Here is a 19,208-nt window from a genome sequence, read left to right as displayed (position 1 = left end):
CTATTCCTTGACCAGCGTCCATACGGCGCCCCAGGCGATCAGCGCCTGTCCCGCAAAGTAGAGCGGCCAGACGAGCCACAGGGTGACGTCCTTCGAAAGCGCACCGCCCTCCCCGGCAAAGATGAACAGGTCGCTCGCGAGGAACAGCATCGCGCCGATCCCGGTGCGATAGCGCGGAAAACGGCTCGTCCACGCCGAAGCCGCCATCGCGGCGACGAGCGCGGTATAGCCGACGGCCGCCGCGCCGTCGGGCGCACCGCGCGTCAGCCCCCAGGCGATGACGAGCGCCGCTGGAACGGTCAGCCAGCCGAGCCAGCGCTGCGGGGCCGACAGTGCCGGGCGCCGGTTCCGCCAGTAAAGGATGATCGCGGTGACATGCCCCGCGGCAAAGGCCAGCGCGCCGACGATCAGCCCCCTGGCGTCGAGCAGATAGTCGCCGAGCGCCCCGAAACCGAGCGCCAGTGCGATCAGGCGGCCGTCGGTGCCGCGCGCATTCGCGGCGGCCCACAAGGCGAGCAGCGCAACCCCGCTCGTCTTCCACGCCCAGATCGCGGGGCCGTGCCAATGCTGATGAACCGCGACAAAAAAGCTGACACCGCCGACCAGCGCGAGCCACCAAATCCACCGCGCGCGATCCCACCCCCGTTCATCGCTCATCGCCCACCCCTTTGCATCTTCCTCACAAGGCGCCTACTGCGCGGCGGATCGGGTACAAGTCAACGGATAGCGTATAGTGGCTCACGACATTCATATCATCGGCGGCGGCCTCGCAGGATCGGAGGCGGCATGGCAGCTTGCCGAAGCGGGCTATCGCGTGCGCCTGTCCGAAATGCGCGGGGGCGGCGACATGACCCCGGCGCATCAGGGCGACACGCTCGCCGAAATGGTGTGTTCCAACAGCTTTCGCAGCGATGACGGCGACAGCAACGCCGTCGGCCTGCTCCACCGCGAGATGCGCAGCCTGGGCTCGATCATCATGCGCGAAGCCGATGCCACAAAAGTTCCCGCCGGATCGGCGCTCGCGGTCGACCGCGATCTCTTTTCGGGCGGCGTCACCAAAGCGCTTGCCGAGCATCCCAATGTCACGATCGTGCGCGAACGCATCGACACGCTGCCGACCGAGGGCCTGACGATCGTCGCGACGGGACCGCTCACCGCCGCCAGCCTCGCGGAGAGCATCGGCGTCGCAACGGGGAAGGACGCGCTTGCCTTTTTCGACGCGATCGCGCCCATCGTTTACCGCGACAGTATCGACATGGACATCGCCTGGATGGCGAGCCGCTGGGACAAGGTCGGGCCGATCGGCGACGGCAAGGATTATATCAACTGCCCGATGGACAAGGATCAATATTATGCCTTCGTCCAGGGGCTGATCGACGGCGACAAGACCGATTTCAAGGACTGGGAAAAGGACACGCCCTATTTCGAGGGCTGTATGCCCATTGAGGTGATGGCCGAACGCGGCATCGAAACGCTGCGCTTCGGACCGATGAAGGGCGTCGGGCTGGACAATCCGCGCACCGGGCGCTGGCCATATGCCGTCGTCCAGCTCCGCCAGGACAATGCGCTCGGCACCTTGTGGAATATGGTCGGCTTTCAGACCAAGCTGAAGCATGGCGCGCAGGTCGAGCTGTTCCGCACCATTCCGGGGCTCGAAAAGGCCGAGTTCGCGCGGCTGGGCGGTCTTCACCGCAACAACTTCATCCGTTCGCCCGAACTGCTCGACGGCCAGCTCCGCCTGAAGTCGGCGCCGCATATCCGCTTTGCAGGCCAGATTACCGGCTGCGAAGGCTATGTCGAAAGCGCCGCGATCGGCCTTGTCGCCGCGCGCTTTGCGATCGCCGAGCTCGGCGGTCGTTCGCTACCGCCGCCGCCGCCCGAAACGGCGCTCGGTGCGCTGCTCGGCCATATCACCGGCGGCGCCGACGCCGCATCCTATCAGCCGATGAACGTCAATTTCGGGCTGTTCCCGCCGGTTGCGGAGGATGTCCGCAAGAAGGACCGCAAGCTCGCCTATACGCAGCGCGCGGGCGCGGCGCTGGCCGAGTGGATGAAAGTGGCGGACGGCGTCGCCGCGTAACGGCACGCACCTCCGGCAATCAGGGTGCGTCGCCCAATATCCAGTCGATACCCGCGGCGACATGGATGCGCGCCGTATCATACACCGGCAGCAGGTTCGCGTCGGGATCGACAAGCATCACCAGTTCGGTGCAGGCCAGGACGAGCGCCTGAATATCCTGCTTGGCGATGTCGGTGATGAAGGTGCGCATCGTCCGGCGCGAATCCTCGGTCACCTTGCCCTGCATCAACTCGTCATAGATGATGCGGTCGATCTCCTCGGCGCGGCTCGCGTCATAGGGGGCGAGCGTCAGGCCGTGGCGCACGAGCCGCTGGCGGAACCAGGGTTCGGTCATGACATTGCGGGTGCCAATCACCGCCGCCGCCTTCACGCCGTCGGCGCGCATCTTTTCGCCCGTTTCGTCGACGATATGGAGCAGCGGGATCGAAATCGCCGCGGCGACGTCGTCCGCCACCTTGTGCATCGAATTGGCCGCGATCATCAGCGCCGTCGCCCCCGCCGCCTCGAGCCGCCGCGCCGATGCGATCAGCACCTCCTTCGCATGATCCCATTGCTCGGGGGTCGAGAGCCGCGACAGATCGCAATAATTCAGGCTTTCCATCAGGATCGGCGCCGAACAGCCGGTGCCGATCCGCTTTTGCAGCCCCTTGTTGAGGTGCCGATAATAAAGCTCGGTCGATGCCCAGCTCATTCCTCCGATCAAACCGATTTTGCGCATGGGTGACGTCTATCCCTTCATCGTCACCCCGGCGAAGGCCGGGGTCTCGCCGTCCATTTCCGACGCGAGGTTGATATCCCGGCCTTCGCCGGGATGACGATTCGGGTCAATGCCCCTCAATCTTTTGGATGCGGCGGGCGCGTCGCGGCTTCGCTCCCGCTTTTCTTTGACGCGGCTCGCAGCACGCGGCAGACCGGCGCGATGGACGCTATCCGGGACTATTTTCTGGCGCAGCTCGCCGAGCAGGAGGCCGAAGCGGCCCGGCACCTTGGCGACGGTTATTGGACCAACGGCCGCACCGGGCGCAACGTCGGGCTGGACGAGCTGCAGGCGATCGCCGCGATGAAAACTATCGCGCTCGACCCGCGCCCCGGCGATGAAGATGCGCACATCTATCTGAGCCGCCTGCTCGCCGATCTCGACGATGTCGCGAACCGCTTTCGCGCGGCCGCGCCCGATCCCGACGGCTATGGCATCGCGACGATCGGCACCGTCGCGCGCCGGCTTGCCGCGTTCGACCCTAGTGCCCGCTGCCGCTCAGCGCCTTGACGATGTCGTCGGCCATCTTCTTGGCGTCGCCGAGCAGCATCATCGTCTGGTCCATGTAGAAGACGTCGTTATCGACGCCGGCATAGCCGACCCCGCCCATCGACCGCTTCACGAACAGCACGGTCTTCGCCTTTTCGACGTCGAGCACCGGCATGCCATAGATCGGCGACGACTTGTCGGTCTTGGCCGCCGGGTTGGTCACGTCGTTGGCGCCGATCACGAAGGCGACGTCGCATTGCGCGAATTCGCCGTTGATGTCCTCAAGCTCGAACACTTCGTCATAGGGAACATTCGCTTCGGCGAGCAGCACGTTCATATGGCCGGGCATGCGGCCCGCGACCGGATGGATCGCATATTTGACGTTCACGCCCTCTTTCTTGAGCATGTCCGACATTTCGCGCAGCGCGTGCTGCGCCTGCGCCACCGCCATCCCGTAGCCGGGAACGATGATGACATTTTCCGCCTGGCTCATCAGGAAGGCCGCGTCTTCGGCGCTGCCAGGCTTCCACGGGCGCTGTTCCTTCGAACCGCCCGCACCGCCGCCCGAATCGTCGGCGCCGAAACCGCCGGCGATGACGCTGATGAAGCTGCGGTTCATCGCGCGGCACATGATGTACGACAGGATCGCGCCCGACGAACCGACGAGCGCGCCGGTGATGATCATCGCGGTGTTGCCGAGCGTGAAGCCCATCGCCGCCGCGGCCCAGCCCGAATAGCTGTTGAGCATCGACACGACGACCGGCATGTCGGCGCCGCCGATCGGGATGATCAGCAGGAAACCGATCAGGAAGCTCAATGCGGTGATCGTCCAGAAAACCCACGGCGACTGGTCGGTGAGGAAATAGGCGACAAGGCCGATGATCGCGGCGAGCGTGCCGAGGTTGATGACGTGCCGCGCGGGCAGCATGATCGGGGCGCCCGACATATTGCCGTTGAGCTTCAGAAAGGCGATGACCGAGCCCGAAAAGGTGATCGCGCCGATGGCGATGCCGAGCCCCATTTCGATCCGGCTGACCGCGAAAATCTGACCCATTTCGTCGGCGATATGAAAGGCGCCGGGATTGAGGTAGGCGGCCGCGGCCACCGCGACTGCGGCAAGCCCGACGAGGCTGTGAAAGGCCGCGACAAGCTGCGGCATCGCGGTCATCGCGATCCGGCGCGCCATGACGATGCCGATGATGGCCCCGATCGCGATCGCCGCCAGAATTTCACCCAGTGCGACGAAGTCGATCATAGACGTATCGTGGGCCGGAATACCCGGCGCCGAAGCGAGATTATCGAACGGCACATGGGTGATCAGCGTCGTGACGACCGCAATCGTCATGCCGATCATGCCGAAACGGTTGCCGCGCCGTGACGATGCCGGGCTCGACAGGCCGCGCAGCGCGAGGATGAACAGGATGCCCGAGGCGAGATAGGCCAGCGCCACCCAGGGATTGATCGGTGCTACTTCGTGCATGCTAATTCCCCCGTCGGGCCATCCGTCCATGGCCCGTCAAATCCTTGGTTCGCAGCGCCTTAACGCTCTTTTTTCTTGTACATTGCGAGCATGCGCCCGGTGACCGCAAAGCCGCCGAAAATATTGATGCTCGCCATCACGACCGCGGCAAGGCCGAGCCATTTCGAGCTTGCCGAGCCCGCCGCCGCGCTGGCGATCAGCGCGCCGACGATGATGACCGACGAAATCGCGTTGGTCACGCTCATCAGCGGCGTGTGCAGCGCCGGCGTCACCGACCAGACGACGAAATAGCCGACAAAACAGGCCAGGACGAAAATCGAAAAGATGGAAATGAAATCCACGGCGCGCTCCCCTGCTGATTCCGCGTCGGCACCTCTTGCCGTGGGAGCGAAGGCCTGTCGACTCCAAAGCTGTCAAAAAGTCACGCCCGCGCATCTCCAGGCCGGAAATCGCCGGCGCTTTGTGAAATATAATTGCGCGTCAGGACAATTTACATCTTGGGCAGCAGCACCGCGTCGATGACATGGACGACACCGTTCACCTGTCCCACGTCCGCCTGCGTCAACGCTGCCTTGTTGCCGCTCGCACTCGTCAGGATGATCGCCTCGCCCGATTTGGTCGCGGTCAGATCCTGCCCGTCGAGCGTCTTGAGCACCGCCTTGCCGCCGCCCGCATCGATCTTCGCGGAGAGATCGGCGGCGGTCAGCTTGCCCGGCACGACATGATATTTGAGCACGCTGGCAAGCACCACCTTCTGCGCCGGACGCGCCCAGCCGTCGCGCGTGACCGCCGGAACCTGCGCAAAGGCGGCGTCATTGGGCGCAAACAGCGTGAAAGGCCCCGGCCCCGACAGCGTATCGGCCAGTCCGGCCTGATTCACCGCCGCGGTCAGCTGGCTCAGTATCGGCGAGGCAGCGGCATTGGCGAGGATCGTCTTGTCGGGCGCCATCGCGGCACCGCCGACCTGCGGATTGGCGCTCGCGGTGACGACATCGTTCATCGCGCCGCTTTCGGTTTCGGCCTTGGGCGGCTCGGGAGTCTTGTTGCAGCCGCCGAGCGCCAACGCCGCTACCATGGCACTCATGAACAAGCCGGATTTCGTCACCTCTGATCTCCTTGCTGAAACGGCCCGAACGGCCCCGTGCCACATCGCGCCGCACCCCGATTCGCAACGCCATTGGCGCGCGAAAGTTTCAGAAGAAAGTCAGCCGGACGCGTCCAGCGAAACGCCTACCCCAGCAGCCGCTCGTTCACGACCTTGCCGCCCCGCGTCAGCCGCACGGCATTGCCGATTTCCTCGTCGAGCACGGGCTTGCCGGCTTCCTTGTCCCAGAAGGCCGACAGGAAATTGAACAGGTTGCGGCTGAACAGCGCGCTCGTGTCGGCGGGCATCAGCGCGGCGATATTCTTTGCGCCAATCACGGTGACACCGTGGATCTGCTTCGTTTCGCCGGCCACCGAGCCTTCGACATTGCCGCCGCTTTCGGCCGCCATGTCGACGATCACGCTGCCGGTCCGCATCGTCGCGAGCTGCGCGTCCGAAATCAGCCGCGGCGCGGGGCGCCCCGGGATCAGCGCGGTCGTGATGACAATATCCTGCTTGGCGATATGCCCCGACACCAGCTCGGCCTGGGCCTTCTGATATTCGTCGGACATTTCGGTGGCATAGCCGCCCGCACCTTCGCCCTCGATCCCCGCGACGCTTTCGACGAAGATCGGCTTGGCGCCGAGGCTGAGGATCTGCTCCTTGGTCGCCGAGCGCACGTCGGTCGCGCTGACCTGCGCCCCCAGGCGCCGCGCGGTCGCGATCGCCTGGAGCCCGGCGACGCCGACGCCCATGATGAACGCCTTGGCCGCGCTGACGGTGCCAGCAGCGGTCATCATCATCGGAAAGGCGCGGCCATAGGCGTTTGCCGCCATCAGCACCGCCTTGTAGCCCGCGAGATTCGCCTGGCTGGACAGGATATCCATCGACTGCGCGCGCGTGATGCGCGGCATGAATTCCATCGCCAGCGCCTCGATGCCAAGCTTGGCATAGTCGTCGACCCGCGCGCGCTCGCCAAACGGGTTGAGCCCCGCCGCCAGCCACGCCCCGTCGGCAAAGCCCGACAGGCTCTTGGGATCGGGGCCCTGAATGCCGAGGATGATATTCGCACCCTTCAGCACATCGGCGCGGCTGCCCACGCTCGCCCCCGCAGCGGTGTAATCGGCGTCGGCGATCGAGGCCGTAACCCCTGCTCCGCTCTCGACCGCGACTTCAGCGCCCAGGCCGATGAATTTCTTCACCGTTTCCGGGGTCGCAGCGACACGGGACTCGCCCGCGGCGAGTTCCTTCAGCACGGCGATGCGCATGACCGGCCCCGCTTAGGAAGAGATCAGAAGGACGACGACGACGGCGACGATCACGGTTGCGATCGTGCCGACCTTCAAAAGGCCCAGAAAGCCTTCATAGGTCTGGTTCGCCGTTTTCATATCCTGTTCCGCCATGGCCATTCCCCTTTGCCTTGTATCCGCTTGTTTCCTGCCCGCCGGCGCTGCGCCGGGCGCGCGCCAGAATCGGATATCGCGCCGGTCTTAGCCATGCGCCCCCCGATGCTCAATAGCCCGTTTTGCGCCGCAGCGCACCGCGGGCAAAAGCCTGGTGGCCTTAATCCGGCCTTTACCCATCCCGGTTACACATGGCCGTTACCGCGGACACCGGCACCCTGCGTGCCGACAAAAGGGGCAATTGGGAAGCGATGGCGAACGCGCGCGACACGCGAATGGTGATGATCGTCGACAGCGAACCGGCGCAGCAGCGATTCCTTTCGGCGCTGGTGTCGCGGGGCGGCTGGCGCAGCGTCGTCGCCGCCGACACCGACACCGCGCTCGCGAAGCTCGGCACCCAGGAAGGCATGGCGCTCGACGCCGTGCTCGTCGATCAGGGCGCGCCGGGCGCGCCGATCCCCGAATTCATCGCTGAACTGCGCCGCTGGCGCCCGGCGCTGCCGCTTATCGTCATCACCATGCGCAACGGCGTCGAAGTCGCGGTTGCCGCGATGCGCGCTGGCGCGAGCGATTTCGTGCAAAAGCCCATCGCGCCCGACCGGCTGCTCGGCGCGCTCGACCGCATCGTCTCGCAGACCGGCCCGCAGGGCGAACTGCGCCCGCTCACCGAAAAGCTGCGCGCGCCGCTCGCCTTCGAAGAAATCATCGGCTCGTCGCCCAATTTCCGCAGCGCGCTGGCGATCGCCGCCAAGGCCGCCCGCGCCCGCGTGCCGGTGATGATCAACGGCAAGCCGGGCACCGGCAAGGAAGTCTTTGCCCGCGCGATCCACAGCGCCAGTCCGCGTGCGCGCGGCCCGCTGGTGATGGTCGATTGTTCGGCAGTATCGCCGGGGCTCATCGGATCGGGGCTGTTCGGCCACGAACGCGGCGCCTTTCCCGGCGCCTTCGACCGCCAGGTCGGCCGGCTGGTGCAGGCCGACGGCGGCAGCATCATCATCGACCATGTCGAATGTATCCCGCTCGACACGCAGGCCAAGCTGGTCGAATTTCTGAACAGCGGCGAAGTGCAGATGATCGGCGGATCGATCCGCCAGACCGTCGATGTCCGCATCATTGCGACGAGCGCCAGCCCGCTCGACAAGTTGATCGAGGCGGGGCATTTCCGCGAAGACCTGTTCTACGCGCTGTCGACCGCGCAATTCACCCTGCCCTCGCTTTCCGAACGGCGCGGCGATGTCGGGCCGCTCGCCCGCCATCTGCTCACGCGCATCGGCGGCCTGCCCGGCATGGGGCCGATCGGCATCACCGACGATGCACTTCGCCTGCTCGCCGCCTATGCCTGGCCGGGCAATGTCCGTCAGTTGCAGGACGTGCTCTTCCGCGCGGCGGTCGAAAGCAAGACCGACGTGCTGACGAGTGCCGACTTCAAGGCGATCGAAGCCGCGCTCGGCGGCAGCGTGAGCGGAGACGCCAATGTCGCGATCAACGGCGAGGCGATCGGCATCACCCTCTACCTCCCCGACGGCAATCTTCGTCCGCTCGAGGATATCGAAGCCGATGTCATCCGCCTCGCCATCGGTCATTACCGCGGCCGCATGAGCGAAGTCGCCCGCCGGCTGGGGATCGGGCGCTCGACGCTGTATCGCAAGCTCAGCGATCTGGGGATCGACACCGCGGCCTAAGCCGCGCCGATCGCCTGCTCGATCTGCGCCGTGTCGGCGTTGGTCAGCGTCTTGGCGAGTTCGCCGACCAGCCGCTTTTCAAGTTCGCGATGATAATGCCCCCGCATCACGCCGAGCGTGTGCGGATCGGCAATCACGAGCAGTTTTTCGATTTCGTTGTCGAGGATGCGCTTGTTGAGAAGCGCCGCGACGCCCGCGGCGTGTCCACGCTCGTCAAGGTCGCGGGGTTCGGGCTTCGCGCCGCCGCGGTTTCCGGCGTCGATCTCCGGGCTGGCCGCATCTCCCAAGTTGATAAGATCGGCATCGCCATCGTTGCGAAACAGAACGAAGCGGTTGCCGTCGGCAACGGCGACATGGGCGCCATGGGGAAGCTGCATGGAAGTCTCCTTCGGAGCCCGCAATCGAAGCGGGCCTTCAAGAAGGGGACGCATGACAGTGCTGCAGGGTTTCCTCTCCCGCGACCGATGGAGGAACTCAGGCGGTCAGCGCCGCGTCTCTCAGCCCGCGCCACACCCGCAACGCCTGCCGGTTTTCGGCCACATCGTGCACCCGCAGCAATTGCGCGCCCTGCGTCGCAGCCTGATAATGCAGCGCGACCGTGCCGCCGAGGCGCTGGTCTGCAGGGGCTTCGTTGTCCAGTGCACCGATCAGGCGCTTGCGGCTCGCCCCGAAAAGCAGCGGGCAGCCGAGGGTGTGGAAGAGCGCAAGGCCATTGATCAGCGCCAGATTGTCGGCGACCCCCTTGCCGAAGCCGATGCCCGGATCGACGATGATCTTTGCGGGGTCGATGCCCGCCGCGATGCAGTCCGCGACACGCTCGGCGAGCATGTCGTAAACATCGAACAGGACATGCGCGTAGGTGCCGCCTTCGTGCGGATCGCTCTTTGCCGACGGCGCGTGCATCAGCACGACGGCGCAGCCTGCGCGCGCCACGACCTCCGTCGCGCGGTCGTCGTAGCGCAGCGCCGAAATATCGTTGACGATCGTCGCCCCGGCGGCGAGCGCCGCCTCCATGACAGCCGCCTTGCGCGTGTCGATCGACACCGCAGTTCCGCCGCGCGCGAGCGCCGCGACGACTTTTTCCACGCGCTTGACCTCGTCGCCTTCCCAGACCAGAGGCGCGCCAGGCCGGGTCGATTCCCCGCCGACATCGACGATCGCCGCCCCTGCCGAGGCCATGGCGAAACCGGCCTCGATCGCCGTCGCCTCGTCGATTGTCTTGCCGCCGTCGGAAAAACTGTCGGGCGTGACGTTGAGGATGCCCATGATCTGCGGCTCGCCGAGCCGTACCGTGCGCGCTCCCAGCGTCAGCGCGCCACGCGGTCGTGCCGTCGCGGCCCGCTGCGCGCGCGCTGCCTCGGCGAGCCGGCTGGGCATCGCCGCAATCCAGTCGTCGAGTTCGGCCACCGGCACCACCGCCGAGCGAATCATTTCATTATCGCGGAGACTGACATGCCAGGCCGCGAACCAGATCATCGCGTCGGCAAGCCGCAGGCAATGCTCGTCAAGTTCGTGCGGCCGATCGACGAAGCAGGTCGGGCGGAGGTAGACGCGCGCATCCTCCCATGTCGTACCGAAGTCCGGCTTGGTGAGTGGAACGAACATGCAATCCCCTTTCCCGTCGCCCCCGCGGAGGCGGGAACCGTAGTCGGCCTTCCGCGGCGCGGCAGTGCGATCTAGCCCACGGCCCCGCCTTCGCGGGGACGACGAGGCTTATGCCTCGTTCGCGAGCAACCAGTCCTGCCGCACCGTGTCGATCACGCGCAATTCCTTGCCCGTATCGACGTGCCAGAATGTCCAGCCGTTGCAGCTCGGCGCGCCCTGCACGCCCGCGCCGACCTTGTGGATCGACCCCGCGGGTTGCCCCTCGCATTCCAGACTGCCGTCGACACGCACCACCGCCTTCCAGCGGCGCTTCGTATCGGTGAGCGTCGTTCCCGGTGCAATCATGCCGCATTCGACCAGCGTGCCGAAGGCGACGCGCGTTGCGGCCTTGGGCGCCATCATCGTCCGCACAGTGCTTTCGTCGAGCGGCAGCGCCATTTCGATGCGCTCCTTTGCCGCTTCGATATAGCCGTCCTCGCGTTCGATGCCGATGAAGCGGCGGCCGAGGCGCTTCGCGACCGCGCCCGTGGTTCCGGTGCCGAAAAACGGGTCGAGGATCACGTCGCCGGGGTTCGAGCAGGCGAGCAGGATGCGATACAACAGCGCCTCGGGCTTCTGGGTCGGGTGCACTTTCGTGCCGCCCTTCTTGAGCCGTTCCTGACCGCCGCAGATCGGGATCAGCCAGTCGGAGCGCATCTGAAGTTCGTCGTTGAGCGTCTTCATCGCGCGATAATTGAAGGTGTAGCGCGACTTTTCGCCCATCGAGGCCCAGATCAGCGTCTCGTGCGCATTGGTAAAGCGCGTGCCCTTGAAATTGGGCATCGGGTTCGCCTTGCGCCACACGATATCGTTCAGGATCCAATAGCCATTGTCCTGAAGCGCGGTGCCGACGCGGAAGATGTTGTGATAGCTGCCGATCACCCAGATGCTGCCATTGGGTTTCAGGATGCGCCTCGCTTCCTTCAGCCACGCATGGGTGAAACGGTCATAGGCCGCGAGACTGTCGAACTTGTCCCAATCATCGTCGACGGCGTCGACCTGGCTGCCGTCGGGACGATGCAGATCGCCGCCGAGCTGGAGGTTATAGGGCGGGTCGGCGAAGATCATGTCGACCGATGCCGCCGGCAGGCTGCGCATCATGGCGATGCAGTCGCCTTGCAGGATGCTGTCCAGTGGCAGATCGAGCGGGGCCGCTTTCGGCGTCCGCTGTTTTGCGGCCGGCGCCTTGACCCGTTCCATAACACCCATGTTTCGCCCCTGTCCTTGTCCGAAAGAAGCCCCTGATGAGTCCGGCGGAGTCCGCCGTCAAGCGCAGGATTCTAGGGATTCCGCCTCTCGAAATGGTTAACGGGCCGAGAACGAAAGGAGTCTGCCACGACATATGGAGTCTCGCGCGACTCGGGGACTCAACCACTGGTGGTGTGGCCGTCAGGACTCAGCGGCGATTTTTTTTCGATTTGGCGCCCAACCAAGCGCCATTCGCGTTCAAATTCCCGGATCGACCCCGGTGAGGTCGACCGAACGCTCCCACAATTCGCGCCCCAGCTTCGGGTCGCGCGCCGCCTTGGTCGCGCGCGCGGGTCCCGACGCGCCGCTGATCTCGCCCAGCCCCTGCGGTCCCAGATAGTCGCCGCCCTGCACATGGGCGCCCGTTGCCGCCTGCAAGGTCGGCCAGGCGCCCTGCGCCGCGCTGTTGAAGAAGGGCGTGGCCAGCGGCGTCATCGACCGCAGCGGCCATGGCAGGTGGCGCGTCAGCTCGGTGAGCGCGACGCCCGGATGCGCACCGATCGCCTGCGTCGCCCGCCCCGCCGCGCCCAGCCGGCGATCGAGCTCGAACATATAGGACAGATTGGCGAGCTTGCTCGCCTGATAGCGCGACCAGCCATGATAGCCGCGCCGGGCATCGAGATCGCTGAAGTCGATCGTTCCGCTCTTGTGCGCCAGGCTGGCGGTGACGACGATCCGGTCGTCGACATGACCATGTATCAAGCCGGTAAAGGCAAAGGTGCCGAGGTGATTGACCCCGAACTGCAATTCGAAGCCCTGCGCGGTCAGCGACCGCGGCGGGATCATGACGCCCGCATTGTTGACGAGGACGTCGATGCGCGGCCCGGCGCTTACCGCGGCCGCCGCCTCGCGAACCTGATCGAGATCGGCGAGATCGAGCCGCACGAAGGACAGCTCGGCGCCGGGAACATCGTCCGCGATGCGCGCCATTGCCGCCTCGGCGCGCGCTGCGTCGCGGCAGGCAAGCACCACCGCCGCTCCGCGCGCCGCCAAGATGCGCGCGACTTCGAAACCGATGCCGGCATTGGCGCCGGTGACGAGGAAGCGGCGACCGGTCTGCGCGGATACATGCTCTGCCGCAAATCCGCTCATCGCCCTCTCCCGTCCGTCAGATCAGCGTCAGCTGTGCGACCGGCGCAAAGCTCGCGCGGTGGAGCGGCGTCGGCCCCAATTGCCGCAGCGCCGCCAGATGCTGCGCGGTGCCATAGCCCATATTCGTCTCCCAGCCAAAACCGGGAAAACGGTGCGCCGCGTCGGCCATGAAGCGGTCGCGATGCTCCTTGGCGATGATGCTCGCCGCCGAAATACAAGGGTGCAGCGCATCGCCGTCGACGATTGCCTGCGCGCGCCAGCGCCATCTGGGCAGGCGATTGCCGTCGACCAGCACCTCGCCGGGCTCGACCCCCAGTGCCTCGACCGCGCGCGTCATCGCAAGGAAAGTCGCCTGCAAAATGTTGATGCTGTCGATCTCGGTCACGCTCGCTTCGCCGACGCCCCAGCGGCAACGCGCCTTGATTTCGATCTCCAGCGCGGCACGGCGCTTCGCGCTCAATTTCTTGCTGTCGTCGAGACCGTCGATCCCGTCGTCGCACAGGATCACCGCGGCCGCGACCACCGGACCCGCGAGCGGTCCGCGCCCCGCCTCGTCGACGCCGACGACGATCATATCCGCCACGGCGGATAACGCCGATATTCGCCCGCCTGATAGAGGCAAAGGCGATTGCCCGCGGGATCGGTCAACCGCGCCTCGCGCCAGCCCCATTCCTCGTCGCGCGGCATCTGGTCGAAGCGAACCCCGCGCCGCGCGAGATAGGCGACCCAGGCGTCGAGCGCACCGCTTTCCAGATAGGTGGTCGTCCCGCCCGCGTCGCCGCCGCCGACATGAATCGAGAGGGTGACGCCGTTCGCCGCCTCGAAGCGAGCATAGCCATTTGCGCTGCTATCGACGATCTGGGTCAGCCCCATTTGTTTGTAGAAGGCCACCGAAGCCGCATAATCGGTCGCCGGCAGGGTGATCTGGTTGAGTGCGGGGCCGGTAAACAGCCCGTCGTTCCGCACCCCCTGTTGCCCCATCGGACCATGCCCCTCGCCCAATCCGGGCGCATCCATCAGCGCCAACCGCACGAAGTCGCGCGCGCGCGCCACCGCGGGCTCGAGCGGCATACCCTGCGCCAGCCCGGTCGCGATCGCGCTGGCAAGCGTGCAGCCGGTACCGTGGGTGTTCATCGTCGCGATACGCGGGGCTTCCCAGCGCGCCACTTCGCCCGCATCGGCCTCGATCAGCCGGTCGACCACGGTGTCGCCTTCGCCATGCCCGCCCTTGGCGAGCAGCGCGCAGCCATGCGCCAGCACCGCCGCCTCGCCGCCGAGCGCCGCCAGCTCGCCAAGATTCGGCGTCGCCACCGCCGCACGGTCCAGCAGCGCCTCGAACGCGCGGATCGTGTCGGCGTCAGCAAGCACCGATCCGCTGGTGGCGACCATGACCGGGTCGAACACCACCGCGGCCCCGGCCATGTCGGACCGGCGAAGCCGTTCGGCGACCGCCGCCGCGGTTGCCGCGCTGCCGATCATGCCGATCTTCACCGCGTCGACGCCGATGTCGGCGACGACGCTGTCGATCTGCATCAGCACCATCTCGGCCGGGATCGCGTGGACGCCCTGCACGCCCATCGTATTCTGCGCGGTGATCGCGGTGATCGCGGTCATCGCATGGCCGCCGAGCATGGTGACGGTCTTGATATCCGCCTGAATGCCCGCACCGCCGCCGCTATCGGAGCCGGCGATAATCAGAACGCGTGCGGTCAACGCTTGAACTTTCGCTCCGTCGAAGCGGGGAATTTCGCCAGCGCGGCGCCTTCGCGCAGCGGACGGTCGAGCAGGTCGCCGCCGCAATTGGGGCAGCGTTCGTCGAGCTTGTCGGCGCAGGTCGCGCAAAAGGTGCATTCGAACGAGCAGATGAACGCGCCGTGGATGTCCGCGGGCAAATCACGGCCGCAGCGTTCGCATTCGGGTCGCATTTCAAGCATGTATATATTCCTTCAAAGCCGTTCGCCCCAAGCTTGTCGGAGGGGGCCGTTCTTCCTGCTCGGTTCATAGAGAAGAGAATGGTGCTTCGACAAGCTCAGCACGAACGGGATGAGACTATTCGGTTGTCAATTCGCCGCCGCCGCGCGCACCGCGTCGCAGATCATGTCGACCACCTGTTCAACCTCACCCGCATCGTCGCCTTCGGCCATGACGCGGATGACGGGTTCGGTGCCCGAGGCCCGGATCACAAGGCGGCCGCGGCCGTCGAGCATGGTTTCACCCTCGGCGATCGCCGCCTGCACCGTCGGCGCGTCGAGCGGTTTGCCGCCGGCGAAGCGCACATTCTTCAAAAGCTGCGGGACCGGGTCGAATTGGTGGAGCAACTCGCTCGCCGGTCGTCCGGCGCGGACGAGTTCGGCAAGCAATTGAAGCGCGGCGAGCGTCCCGTCGCCCGTCGTCGCATGGTCCGACAGGATCATGTGCCCCGATTGTTCGCCGCCGACGTTGAAACCGCCCGCCTTCATCCGTTCGAGGACATAACGGTCGCCGACCTTGGTCCGCTCGAGCCGCAGCCCCTCGCTCTCGAGAAAGCGTTCGAGGCCAAGGTTCGACATCACCGTCGCGACGACGCCGCCGCCTTTGAGCCGTCCCTGCCGCGCCCAGCTCGCCCCGATCAGCGCCATGATCTGGTCGCCGTCGACGATGTTGCCCTTTTCGTCGACGACGATCAACCGGTCGGCGTCGCCGTCGAGCGCCACGCCGATGTCGGCGCCGCTCGCCACCACCGTTTCCTGAAGCAGCGCCGGCGCGGTCGATCCGCAGCGGTCGTTGATGTTGGTGCCATTGGGCTCGACGCCGATCGCGATCACGTCGGCGCCCAGTTCCCAGAATACGGTCGGCGCGCTGTTGTAGGCGGCGCCATTGGCGCAATCGAGCACCAGCTTCAGCCCGTCGAGGCGCACCGAGCCGGGCAGGCTCTGCTTTACCGCGTGAATATAGCGCCCTCGCGCGTCCTCGATCCGTTTGGCACGGCCGATATGCGCGGGTTCGGCAAGCGCCGGCGCCGCTTCGAGCAACGCCTCGATCTGCATTTCGTCGGCATCGGACAGCTTGTAGCCATCGGGACCGAACAGCTTGATGCCATTGTCGTGGAAGGGATTGTGGCTGGCAGAGATCATCACGCCCAGATCGGCGCGCATCGACTGCGTCAGCATCGCCACTGCAGGCGTCGGCATCGGGCCGACCTGGACTACGTCCATGCCGACGCTGGTGAATCCCGCGACCAGCGCATTTTCGAGCATATAGCCCGACAAGCGCGTATCCTTGCCGATCACGACGCGATGTTTGTGCCCGCCGCGCAGGAAATGCGCGCCCGCCGCCATGCCGACGCGCATCGCCACTTCGGCGGTCATCGGCACCTTGTTGGTCAGGCCCCGGATCCCGTCGGTTCCGAAAAACTTGCGCATGCCGTCTCCGCTTCCTAATCCTCGGGGTTCACGCTCGCCCACCCCGGCAGTCCGGACGGCACTAAGTCACCCATATTTGCTTGGCAAGCAGGCCGGAGGTTTTGAACTTGAAATCGGCATGGATCATCCTGTCATCGCTGATTGCAGGCATGCTGCTCGGCATCCTGCTCGACATGGCCGCCCCGACAGCGGGCACGGCGTCGCTTCCCTATGTCGAAACCGTCGGCCTGTTGTGGCTGAAGGCGCTGACGATGACGATCATCCCGCTGATCGTCGCGCTGCTGATCACCGGCATCACTGCGACCGCAGACGCCGCGCGCGCGGGAACGCTCGCGGCGCGGTCGGTCGGCATCTTCATGGTGTCGATTTTCCTCACCGGCCTGATGTCGCTGCTCGTCACGCCGCTGTTGCTCCGCCTGTTTCCGCTGTCGCAGGGCGCCGCGGCGGCGTTGCGCAGCGGGCTCGGCGGCGCGACCGAAGCGCCGCCCTCGCCGACCTTTTCGGATTTCATCCTCGGCCTGATCCCCGCCAACCCGATCGCCGCGGCGGCGGAGACGACCGTCCTGCCGCTGATCGTCTTCACCACCATTTTCGCCTTCGCGATGACGCGCATCGCCCCCGACGCGCGCGCCAGCCTGTCGGGCCTGTTCAAGGCATTGGGCGACACGATGCTCGTCGTCATCGGCTGGGTGCTTGCGCTCGCCCCGATCGGGGTGTTCGCGCTCGGCTATGCGCTGGCGATCAAGGCCGGGCTCGCGGCATTCGGCGGCCTTCTCCACTATGTGCTGATCGTCTCCGGCGTTGGCGTCTGCTGTATTCTCCTTGGCCTCGCGCTCGCCTGGCTGGTCGTCGGCGTCGCGCCGGCACGCTTCGTCCGGGCGATGGTGCCCACGCTCGCCGTCGCGCTGTCGACGCAAAGCTCGCTCGCCAGCCTGCCCGCGATGCTCCGCGCGACCGAGGATCTGGGCGTCGATCCCAAAAAGGCCGATATCGTCCTGCCGCTCGCGGTGGCGCTCTTCCGCTTCACCAGCCCGGCGATGAACCTGGCGGTGGTCGTCTATATTGCCTGGCTGTTCGGCCTGACGCTGTCGCCCTGGACTATGGCGGTCGGCCTTGCCGTCGCAATGGCCGCGGCGCTGAGTTCGGTCAGCCTGCCCGGATCGATCAGCTATGTGACCTCGATCGCGCCGATCGCGGTGTCGATGGGGGTGCCCGTCGCGCCGCTGGGGCTGCTCGTCGCGGTCGAGACCTTTCCCGACATATTCCGGACATTGGGCAATGTTATCGCCGACGTCGCCGCGACCAAATATGCCGCCGACGGCGTTCGCGACGAACCAGAAGGAGAAGCAGCATGAAATATCGCAAGCTCGGCCACGGCCTCGAAGTCTCGGCGATCGGCGTCGGCTGTATGCCGATGATCAAGGGCGGCAATATCCTTTATGGCGAAGCCGCCGACATGGACGAGGCGACGCGGACGATCCACCGCGCGATCGACATGGGTGTCACCTTCTTCGACACCGCGCAAATCTATGGCCCGTTCACCAATGAAGAACTGCTCGGCGAAGCCATCAAGGGCAAGCGCGACGGTCTTGTCATCGCGACCAAGTTCGGCTTCCGCTTCGACGGCAAGCAGATCGTGGGCGTCGATGGCAGCCCCGACAACGCGCGGCGCGCCTGCGAAGGCTCACTCCAGCGCCTCGGCATCGACACGATCGATCTCTTCTACCAGCACCGCGTCGACCCCTCGGTACCGATCGAGGAAACCGTCGGCGGGATGATGGAACTGGTCAAGGAAGGCAAGGTGCGCCACATCGCGCTATCCGAAGCCGGTCCCGAGACGCTGCGCCGCGCCGCCAAGGCCGCACCGATCACCGCCTTGCAGAGCGAATATTCGATCTGGGAGCGCGACGTGGAGGATGAAATCCTGCCCGTCTGCCGCGAATTCGGCATCGGCTTCGTCCCCTATTCGCCGCTCGGCCGCGGGTTCCTTGCGGGCGCGGTGCGCAGCCGCGACGAGCTGCCCGAGCATGACTGGCGCCGTAACGATCCGCGCTATTCGGAGGAAAATCTGCCCGCCAACCTGCGCATCGTCGATGCGATCGGCGCAGTCGCCGACCGGCACGGCGTGTCGAAGGCGCAGGTCGCACTCGCGTGGCTGCTCGCGCAGGGCGACGACATCGTCCCCATTCCCGGCACCAAGCGCCGCGCCACGATGGAAGACAGCATGGCCGCCGCCGACCTGACCCTCAGCGCCGACGATATCGCGGCGATCGACGCAGCAGCGCCGAAGGGCGGCACCAGCGGCCCGCGCTACGGCGAACAGGGAATGCGGATGGTGCGGCTGTAGGGTTTCGGGTTTCGGCCGGAACAAGTCCCGTCGCCCCCCGCGAAGGCGGGGGCCGCTGTCGGTTTATGCAGCGCCGCAGAAAAAGGCCGATTGCGGCCCCCGCCTGCGCGGGGGCGACGTTCTGAAGCAACGTCCGCTAACGACCCTGAAGCGGACGCTCATGCTTCCCCCAACCCGTTCGCATCGAGCGAAGTCGAGATGCCCCTCGGACTAGGCGCCGTGTCGACGGGTGTCTCGACTTCGCTCGACACGAACGGGAAAAAACGGATTTCGAACACACTCCGTCATCCCGGCGAAGGCCGGGATCTCACCCTATCGCGGTAGCGTACCGGAAAGATCCCGGCCTTCGCCGGGATGACGAAAATGGAGGGTGGCCGCTTCCCATCTGTGGACGCCCCAAAAGACGCAAGCGATTTTTGGAGGTAGTGCACGTAGTCGGATGCGGCCATCTGTCCGGCCTTGCAATGCAGCATCGGAGGCTGCGGGCCCGTATGGGAGTTC

Annotated in this window: 20 protein-coding genes; 5 read left to right on the top strand and 15 right to left on the bottom strand. The window is 65.9% G+C overall.

What is annotated here, in order from left to right; genetic code table 11:
- Nucleotides 1–657: a lysoplasmalogenase family protein gene (locus P1IM2_RS16850; protein ID WP_062902333.1), complete on the bottom strand. Its 657-nt coding sequence runs from the start codon at nt 655–657 to the stop codon at nt 1–3.
- A gap of 73 nt (nt 658–730) precedes the next feature.
- Here P1IM2_RS16850 and trmFO point away from each other — a divergent pair, with 73 nt between their 5' ends.
- The gene (gene trmFO, locus P1IM2_RS16845; RefSeq protein ID WP_186403322.1) at nt 731–2,080 is read left to right on the top strand and encodes a methylenetetrahydrofolate--tRNA-(uracil(54)-C(5))-methyltransferase (FADH(2)-oxidizing) TrmFO; all 1,350 of its coding nucleotides are present in this window, start codon (nt 731–733) and stop codon (nt 2,078–2,080) included.
- Between the two features lie 19 nt (nt 2,081–2,099).
- Here the strand turns inward: trmFO and P1IM2_RS16840 are convergent, their stop codons facing one another.
- On the bottom strand, nt 2,100–2,798 hold the full coding sequence (locus P1IM2_RS16840; protein ID WP_186403196.1) for an aspartate/glutamate racemase family protein: 699 nt from the start codon (nt 2,796–2,798) through the stop codon (nt 2,100–2,102).
- A gap of 201 nt (nt 2,799–2,999) precedes the next feature.
- On the opposite strand from P1IM2_RS16840, the gene P1IM2_RS16835 reads away from it, so the two are divergent.
- Nucleotides 3,000–3,347 (top strand): hypothetical protein, encoded by a 348-nt coding sequence (locus tag P1IM2_RS16835; protein ID WP_186403195.1) that lies wholly within the window; start codon nt 3,000–3,002, stop codon nt 3,345–3,347.
- Here the strand turns inward: P1IM2_RS16835 and P1IM2_RS16830 are convergent.
- The 5 genes from P1IM2_RS16830 to P1IM2_RS16810 all read right to left on the bottom strand — a co-directional run bounded on the left by P1IM2_RS16830 (nt 3,319) and on the right by P1IM2_RS16810 (nt 7,293).
- Entirely contained in the window at nt 3,319–4,806 is a 1,488-nt protein-coding gene (locus P1IM2_RS16830; RefSeq protein WP_186403194.1) for an NAD(P)(+) transhydrogenase (Re/Si-specific) subunit beta, read from the bottom strand. The genes P1IM2_RS16835 and P1IM2_RS16830 overlap by 29 nt on opposite strands.
- Before the next feature lie 59 nt (nt 4,807–4,865).
- The gene (locus P1IM2_RS16825; RefSeq protein ID WP_003051219.1) at nt 4,866–5,147 is read right to left on the bottom strand and encodes a proton-translocating transhydrogenase family protein; all 282 of its coding nucleotides are present in this window, start codon (nt 5,145–5,147) and stop codon (nt 4,866–4,868) included.
- A 149-nt stretch (nt 5,148–5,296) separates the two neighbouring features.
- Nucleotides 5,297–5,911, bottom strand: coding sequence for a fasciclin domain-containing protein (locus tag P1IM2_RS16820; protein ID WP_186403193.1), 615 nt, complete (start codon nt 5,909–5,911; stop codon nt 5,297–5,299).
- A 125-nt stretch (nt 5,912–6,036) separates the two neighbouring features.
- Nucleotides 6,037–7,158, bottom strand: a complete 1,122-nt coding sequence (locus P1IM2_RS16815) for an NAD(P) transhydrogenase subunit alpha (RefSeq protein WP_186403192.1) — start codon at nt 7,156–7,158, stop codon at nt 6,037–6,039.
- A 12-nt stretch (nt 7,159–7,170) separates the two neighbouring features.
- Complete coding sequence (locus P1IM2_RS16810; RefSeq protein WP_003051210.1) at nt 7,171–7,293, bottom strand: aa3-type cytochrome c oxidase subunit IV; 123 nt, start codon at nt 7,291–7,293, stop codon at nt 7,171–7,173.
- 251 nt (nt 7,294–7,544) lie between these two features.
- Here P1IM2_RS16810 and P1IM2_RS16805 point away from each other — a divergent pair, with 251 nt between their 5' ends.
- On the top strand, nt 7,545–8,975 hold the full coding sequence (locus tag P1IM2_RS16805) for a sigma-54-dependent transcriptional regulator (RefSeq protein WP_186403321.1): 1,431 nt from the start codon (nt 7,545–7,547) through the stop codon (nt 8,973–8,975).
- Here P1IM2_RS16805 and P1IM2_RS16800 read toward each other — a convergent pair.
- The 8 genes from P1IM2_RS16800 to glmM form a co-directional block, all read right to left on the bottom strand.
- Complete coding sequence (locus P1IM2_RS16800) at nt 8,972–9,352, bottom strand: host attachment protein (protein ID WP_186403191.1); 381 nt, start codon at nt 9,350–9,352, stop codon at nt 8,972–8,974. The two genes, P1IM2_RS16805 and P1IM2_RS16800, sit on opposite strands and share 4 nt — an antisense overlap.
- Before the next feature lie 97 nt (nt 9,353–9,449).
- On the bottom strand, nt 9,450–10,580 hold the full coding sequence (folP, locus tag P1IM2_RS16795) for a dihydropteroate synthase (protein WP_186403190.1): 1,131 nt from the start codon (nt 10,578–10,580) through the stop codon (nt 9,450–9,452).
- A gap of 108 nt (nt 10,581–10,688) precedes the next feature.
- A complete protein-coding gene (locus P1IM2_RS16790) occupies nt 10,689–11,828 on the bottom strand; it encodes a site-specific DNA-methyltransferase (protein WP_186403189.1) in 1,140 nt (379 codons plus the stop codon).
- 237 nt (nt 11,829–12,065) lie between these two features.
- Nucleotides 12,066–12,959: an oxidoreductase gene (locus tag P1IM2_RS16785; protein WP_186403188.1), complete on the bottom strand. Its 894-nt coding sequence runs from the start codon at nt 12,957–12,959 to the stop codon at nt 12,066–12,068.
- 16 nt (nt 12,960–12,975) lie between these two features.
- Nucleotides 12,976–13,533: a ribonuclease HII gene (locus P1IM2_RS16780; protein ID WP_186403320.1), complete on the bottom strand. Its 558-nt coding sequence runs from the start codon at nt 13,531–13,533 to the stop codon at nt 12,976–12,978.
- Nucleotides 13,530–14,672 (bottom strand): bifunctional hydroxymethylpyrimidine kinase/phosphomethylpyrimidine kinase, encoded by a 1,143-nt coding sequence (thiD, locus tag P1IM2_RS16775; protein ID WP_186403187.1) that lies wholly within the window; start codon nt 14,670–14,672, stop codon nt 13,530–13,532. Before thiD ends, P1IM2_RS16780 begins: the two co-directional genes overlap by 4 nt.
- Nucleotides 14,669–14,893, bottom strand: a complete 225-nt coding sequence (locus P1IM2_RS16770) for a DUF1272 domain-containing protein (protein ID WP_186403186.1) — start codon at nt 14,891–14,893, stop codon at nt 14,669–14,671. Before P1IM2_RS16770 ends, thiD begins: the two co-directional genes overlap by 4 nt.
- Before the next feature lie 126 nt (nt 14,894–15,019).
- On the bottom strand, nt 15,020–16,360 hold the full coding sequence (gene glmM, locus P1IM2_RS16765) for a phosphoglucosamine mutase (RefSeq protein WP_062902319.1): 1,341 nt from the start codon (nt 16,358–16,360) through the stop codon (nt 15,020–15,022).
- A 107-nt stretch (nt 16,361–16,467) separates the two neighbouring features.
- Between glmM and P1IM2_RS16760 the strand changes: the two genes are divergently transcribed.
- Together P1IM2_RS16760 and P1IM2_RS16755 are read left to right on the top strand one after the other, a co-directional pair.
- Complete coding sequence (locus P1IM2_RS16760) at nt 16,468–17,715, top strand: dicarboxylate/amino acid:cation symporter (protein WP_186403185.1); 1,248 nt, start codon at nt 16,468–16,470, stop codon at nt 17,713–17,715.
- On the top strand, nt 17,712–18,707 hold the full coding sequence (locus P1IM2_RS16755; RefSeq protein ID WP_058811764.1) for an aldo/keto reductase: 996 nt from the start codon (nt 17,712–17,714) through the stop codon (nt 18,705–18,707). The genes P1IM2_RS16760 and P1IM2_RS16755 overlap by 4 nt, the downstream gene beginning before the upstream one ends.
- Nucleotides 18,708–19,208 lie beyond the last annotated feature (501 nt).

The organism is Sphingopyxis sp. P1IMeth2, from assembly GCF_900185685.1.
In the GTDB taxonomy this organism is placed as follows: domain Bacteria; phylum Pseudomonadota; class Alphaproteobacteria; order Sphingomonadales; family Sphingomonadaceae; genus Sphingopyxis; species Sphingopyxis terrae_A.
Note: the sequence above shows the minus strand (reverse complement) of the source record. Positions and strands in the feature narration are given on the sequence as shown.

What these genes read in the sequence shown, in the direction of transcription:
- P1IM2_RS16850 (WP_062902333.1), bottom strand. Translation starts at nt 657, where the DNA reads ATGAGCGATGAACGGGGGTGGGATCGCGCGCGGTGGATTTGGTGGCTC.
- P1IM2_RS16755 (WP_058811764.1), top strand. Translation starts at nt 17,712, where the DNA reads ATGAAATATCGCAAGCTCGGCCACGGCCTCGAAGTCTCGGCGATCGGC.
- P1IM2_RS16785 (WP_186403188.1), bottom strand. Translation starts at nt 12,959, where the DNA reads ATGAGCGGATTTGCGGCAGAGCATGTATCCGCGCAGACCGGTCGCCGC.
- P1IM2_RS16790 (WP_186403189.1), bottom strand. Translation starts at nt 11,828, where the DNA reads ATGGGTGTTATGGAACGGGTCAAGGCGCCGGCCGCAAAACAGCGGACG.
- P1IM2_RS16835 (WP_186403195.1), top strand. Translation starts at nt 3,000, where the DNA reads ATGGACGCTATCCGGGACTATTTTCTGGCGCAGCTCGCCGAGCAGGAG.
- P1IM2_RS16810 (WP_003051210.1), bottom strand. Translation starts at nt 7,293, where the DNA reads ATGGCGGAACAGGATATGAAAACGGCGAACCAGACCTATGAAGGCTTT.
- P1IM2_RS16800 (WP_186403191.1), bottom strand. Translation starts at nt 9,352, where the DNA reads ATGCAGCTTCCCCATGGCGCCCATGTCGCCGTTGCCGACGGCAACCGC.
- P1IM2_RS16780 (WP_186403320.1), bottom strand. Translation starts at nt 13,533, where the DNA reads ATGATCGTCGTCGGCGTCGACGAGGCGGGGCGCGGACCGCTCGCGGGT.
- P1IM2_RS16805 (WP_186403321.1), top strand. Translation starts at nt 7,545, where the DNA reads ATGGCGAACGCGCGCGACACGCGAATGGTGATGATCGTCGACAGCGAA.
- glmM (WP_062902319.1), bottom strand. Translation starts at nt 16,360, where the DNA reads ATGCGCAAGTTTTTCGGAACCGACGGGATCCGGGGCCTGACCAACAAG.
- P1IM2_RS16815 (WP_186403192.1), bottom strand. Translation starts at nt 7,158, where the DNA reads ATGCGCATCGCCGTGCTGAAGGAACTCGCCGCGGGCGAGTCCCGTGTC.
- P1IM2_RS16770 (WP_186403186.1), bottom strand. Translation starts at nt 14,893, where the DNA reads ATGCTTGAAATGCGACCCGAATGCGAACGCTGCGGCCGTGATTTGCCC.
- folP (WP_186403190.1), bottom strand. Translation starts at nt 10,580, where the DNA reads ATGTTCGTTCCACTCACCAAGCCGGACTTCGGTACGACATGGGAGGAT.
- P1IM2_RS16840 (WP_186403196.1), bottom strand. Translation starts at nt 2,798, where the DNA reads ATGCGCAAAATCGGTTTGATCGGAGGAATGAGCTGGGCATCGACCGAG.
- P1IM2_RS16830 (WP_186403194.1), bottom strand. Translation starts at nt 4,806, where the DNA reads ATGCACGAAGTAGCACCGATCAATCCCTGGGTGGCGCTGGCCTATCTC.